Annotated in this window: 1 protein-coding gene; it reads left to right on the top strand. The window is 75.6% G+C overall.

Going from position 1 to position 4,779, the window contains the following annotated elements; translation table 11 throughout:
• On the top strand, positions 1-4,779 hold a 4,779-nt coding region (locus tag C569_RS31875; protein WP_018789160.1), incomplete at both ends, for a type I polyketide synthase.

The raw sequence follows: 4,779 nt of genomic DNA, 5'->3' as shown, positions 1-4,779 counted from the left end.
TGGGTGCGGCATGTGCGGGAGGCGGTGCGGTTTGCCGATGGTGTGACGGCGCTGCGCGGGGCGGGTGTGGACACGTTCCTGGAGGTCGGTCCGCAGAGCGTGCTGACCGCCATGGCGGCGGATGTGCTGCCCGATGACGACGTCGTGCTGGCGGTGGCTGTGCAGCGCCGGGACCGGCCGGAGGCGCCGGCGTTGCTGCACGCCCTCGCCGAGCTGCACGTGCACGGTGTGCCGGTGACGTGGCAGTCGTGGTTTACCGAGACCGGCGCGCGCCGGGTGGACCTGCCCACGTACGCCTTCCAGCGGGAGCGGTACTGGCTGCCGCCCACCGGCCAGTCCGCCGACGTCTCCGGGGCCGGCCTCGGCGTGGCGCGGCACCCGCTGCTCGGCGCGGCGGTGTCGGTCGCCGGCGAGGACATGGTGGTGCTGACCGGCCGGCTGTCGGTGTCGACGCACCCGTGGCTCGCCGACCACATCGTCTCCGGTGCCGTGGTGGTGCCGGGCACCGCGCTGGTGGACCTCGTCGTCCGGGCGGGCGACGAGGTCGGCGCGTCCCGCGTCCGCGAGCTGACAGTGCTCGCCCCGCTCGCGCTGCCCGCCACCGGCGGCGGGGTACGGGTCCAGGTCCGGGTCGGTCCCGTCGACGGGACCGGCAGTCGCTCGGTGACCGTGCACTCCCAGCCCGAAAACGACGCCGAGTCGGGCTGGACCCGGCACGCCGACGGCCTCGTCGGCGCCCCCACTGCCGACGAGCCCACCCTGGGCGCCTGGCCGCCACCCGGCGCGTCCGAGGTGGACGTCACCGGCTGGTACGCGACGGTCGCCGAGCACGGGCTCGCGTACGGGCCGGTCTTCCGGGGCCTGCGCCGGGCATGGACCGCCGACGGCGAGGTGTTCGCCGAGGTCACCCTCCCCGACGAGGTAACCGGTGACCCGGCGGGCTTCGGGGTGCACCCGGCGTTGCTGGACGCCGCCCTGCACCCCGTCGGGCTGCTGCCCGCCGAGCAGCCGGGCGGCGGACCCCGGGTGCCGTTCGCGTTCGAGGGTCTGCAGGTCCACGCCGTCGGCGCCCGGACGCTCCGGGTCCGCCTCACCGCCTCCGGCAACTCGGTGCGGCTGGTCGCCGCCGACGAGACGGGCGTGCCCGTGGTGTCGGTGGACTCGCTGACACTGCGCGAGATGACCGGCCCGGCAGCCCCGCCGGACGAGGCGTACCGATCCCTGTTCGAGGTCTCCTGGCAGCCCGAGCAGATCGCCGCGCCCGACGGCGCGTACGGCTGGGCCGTGCTCGGTGACCGCCCGCTCGACGGCGCGTCGCAGCTCCCGGCGTACGCCGACGTCGCCGCTCTGACCACGGCGGCGACGGACGGCACCGCCCCGGCGGCGCTGCTGCTGCCGGTCACTCCGGCGACCTCCGGGACGGACGTGCCCGACGCGGTGCGCTCCGTCACGACGGACGTCCTCGGCGCGGTGCAGGCGTGGCTGGCGGCCGAGCCGCTGGCGGACTCGCGGCTGGTCGTCGTGACCCGCGGCGCGGTGGCCACCGGCACCGACGACCGCGTCAGCGACCTGGCGGGGGCGGCGGTCTGGGGCCTGCTGCGTTCGGCCCAGTCGGAGCACCCCGGCCGGCTCGTGCTGGCCGACCTGGAACCCGGCGCCGACCTGGACGCCGACCGGCTGGCCCTGCTCGCCGCAGCCGCCGACGACCCCGCCCTCGGCGGGCAGATCGCGGTGCGGTCGGGCACGGCGTACCTGCCGCGGCTGGTCCGCGCCACGGGCGCCGTGCGGACCCCGGCGACCCTCGACGGGGGAACCGTCCTCGTCACCGGCGGCACCGGATCGCTGGGCGCCCTGGTGTCCGAACACCTCGTCACCGCCTACGGCGTGCGGTCGCTGGTGCTGGCGTCCCGGCAGGGCCCGGCGGCCCCCGGAGCCGACGAACTGGTGCGGCGGCTGGCCGCGCTGGGCGCGACCGCCCGCGTGGTCGCCACGGACGTGACCGACCGCGAGCGCGTCGGCGAGCTGGTCCGGTCCATCACCGCCGACGACCGCCTGGCCGGGGTGGTCCACACCGCCGGCGTCCTCGACGACGGCATCGTCAGCGGGATCACCGCCGACCAGCTGGCGGACGTGCTGGCCCCGAAGGTCACGGCGGGCTGGTGGCTGCACGAGGCGACCGCCGAGCTGGACCTCGACCTGTTCGTGCTCTTCTCCTCCGTCGCCGGGGTGCTCGGCTCTCCCGGCCAGGCCGCGTACGCGGCCGGCAACGCCTTCCTGGACGCCCTCGCCGTGCTGCGGGCGCAGCGCGGGCTGCCCGCCGTCAGCCTCGCGTGGGGCATGTGGGACACCGACGGCATGGCCGCGTCGATCAACGACACCGACCGGGCGCGGGTGACCCGGGCCGGTCTGGTCCCGATGACCGCCCCGGTCGGGCTCGGGCTGTGGGACGCCGCCCTGACCCACGGCGGCGCGGCGCTGGTGCCGGCCGTGGTCGACCTGCCCGCCATGCGGGCACGGACCGCCGCCGGCCGGGTGCCGGTGATGCTGCGGGGCCTGGTGGGACCGGCCGCGAAGCGTCGCCGCTCCGGCACCGGCACGTGGGCCGACCGGCTGGCCGGCCTCGACCCGCAGGAGGCGCGTACGCAGGTGGCCCTGCTGGTGCGCGGGATGGTCGCGCAGGTGCTCGGCCACGGCGGCGCCGAGGCGGTGCCGGCGGACCGGGCGTTCCGGGAACTGGGCTTCGACTCGCTGACCGCCGTCGAGCTGCGCAACCGGATCAACAGCGCGAGCGGACTGCGGCTCACGTCGACGCTCGTCTTCGACTACCCGACCCCTGCCGCCCTGTCGGAGCACCTGTACGAGCAGCTGTCCGGCCAGGTTGCCGAGCAGCAGCGGGCCGTGCGGGCGACGAACGTCGACGAGCCGATCGCCATCGTGGGCATGGCCTGCCGCTACCCGGGCGGCGTGACGAACCCGCAGCAGCTGTGGGACCTGGTCGCCGCCGGCGCCGACGGCATCGGCGAGTTCCCCACCGACCGCGGCTGGGACCTCGACCGGCTCTTCCACCCCGACCCGGACAACCCCGGGACGTCGTACACCCGCCACGGTGGCTTCCTGTACGGGGCCGCCGAGTTCGACCCGGACTTCTTCGGCATCTCGCCGCGCGAGGCGATCGCCATGGACCCGCAGCAGCGACTGCTGCTGGAGGCGTCCTGGGAGACGTTCGAGTCGGCCGGCCTCGACCCCTCGCGGCTACGTGGCAGCCGGACCGGCGTCTTCGCCGGGCTCATGTACCACGACTACGCCTCCGGCGTGCAGGACCTGCCCGAGGGCGTGGGCGGCTACCTCGGCACCGGCACCTCCGGCAGCGTGCTGTCCGGCCGGGTCGCGTACACGTTCGGCCTCGAAGGCCCGGCGGTCACTGTCGACACGGCGTGCTCGTCGTCGCTGGTCGCGCTGCACCTCGCGGTGCAGGCGCTGCGCGGCGGCGAGTGCGATCTCGCCCTGGCCGGTGGCGTGACCGTCATGGCGACGCCGGGGACGTTCATCGAGTTCTCCCGCCAGCGGGGCCTGTCGCAGGACGGCCGCTGCAAGTCGTTCGCGGCGTCGGCCGACGGCACGGGCTGGTCGGAGGGCGTCGGTGTGCTGCTGGTGCAGCGCCTGTCGGACGCGCAGCGTGAGGGCCGGCGGATCCTGGCGGTGGTACGCGGCAGCGCCGTCAACCAGGACGGCGCGTCGAACGGGCTGACGGCGCCGAATGGCCCGTCGCAGCAGCGGGTGATCCGGCAGGCCCTCGCGAACGCCCGGCTGACCACTGCCGACGTGGACGCCGTGGAGGCGCACGGCACCGGCACGACGCTGGGCGACCCGATCGAGGCGCAGGCGTTGCTGGCGACGTACGGGCAGGACCGGCCGGCCGACCGGCCGCTCTGGCTGGGCTCGATCAAGTCGAACATCGGCCACACCCAGGCCGCCGCCGGGGCAGCCGGCATCATAAAGATGATCATGGCGATGCGGCACGGCGTGCTGCCGTCGACGCTGCACGTCGACGAGCCGTCCCCGCACATCGAGTGGAGCGCCGGGGCGGTCTCCCTGCTCACCGAGGCCCGCGACTGGCCCGCGGCGGGCCGGCCCCGTCGCGCCGCGATCTCGTCGTTCGGCGTCAGCGGCACCAACGCGCACGTGATCATCGAGCAACCCCCCGCCGAAGCGGAGCCCACCCGGGGCGAGCACACGCCGACGCCCGCCGCCGGGTCGCTGCCGACCCCCGTGCTGCTCTCGGCCCGCTCCGAGGCCGCCGTCGCGGCGCAGGCCGACCGCTGGGCCCGCTGGATCGCCGACGACGAGAAACTGCGCCCCGCCGACATCGGCTGGTCGTCGACAGTCAGCCGGGCCGTGCTGGAGCACCGTGCGGTGGTCACCGCGACGGGCCGGGACGAACTGCTGGCCGGGCTGCGGGCGCTCGCCGCCGGTGAGCCGGCCGCCGCCGTGGCGACGGGGACCGGCACGACGCGTACGCAGCTGGCTGTGCTCTTCTCCGGCCAGGGTGCGCAGCGTGCCGGGATGGGTCGGGAGCTGGCCGCCCTGTTCCCGGTGTTCGCGACCGCGCTGGGCGAGGTGTGCGGACACCTCGATGCGCTGCTGCCGTGTCCGTTGCGGGAGGTGTTGTTCGCTGAGGCGGGCACTGCTGAGGCGGGGTTGTTGGATCAGACGGTGTTCACGCAGGCCGGGTTGTTCGCGGTCGAGGTGGCGTTGTTCCGTCTGGTGGAGTCGTTCGGG

The organism is Micromonospora sp. CNB394 (assembly GCF_000374985.1).
GTDB classification, from domain to species: domain Bacteria; phylum Actinomycetota; class Actinomycetes; order Mycobacteriales; family Micromonosporaceae; genus Micromonospora; species Micromonospora marina.
This window is presented reverse-complemented; position numbering and strand designations above follow the sequence as displayed.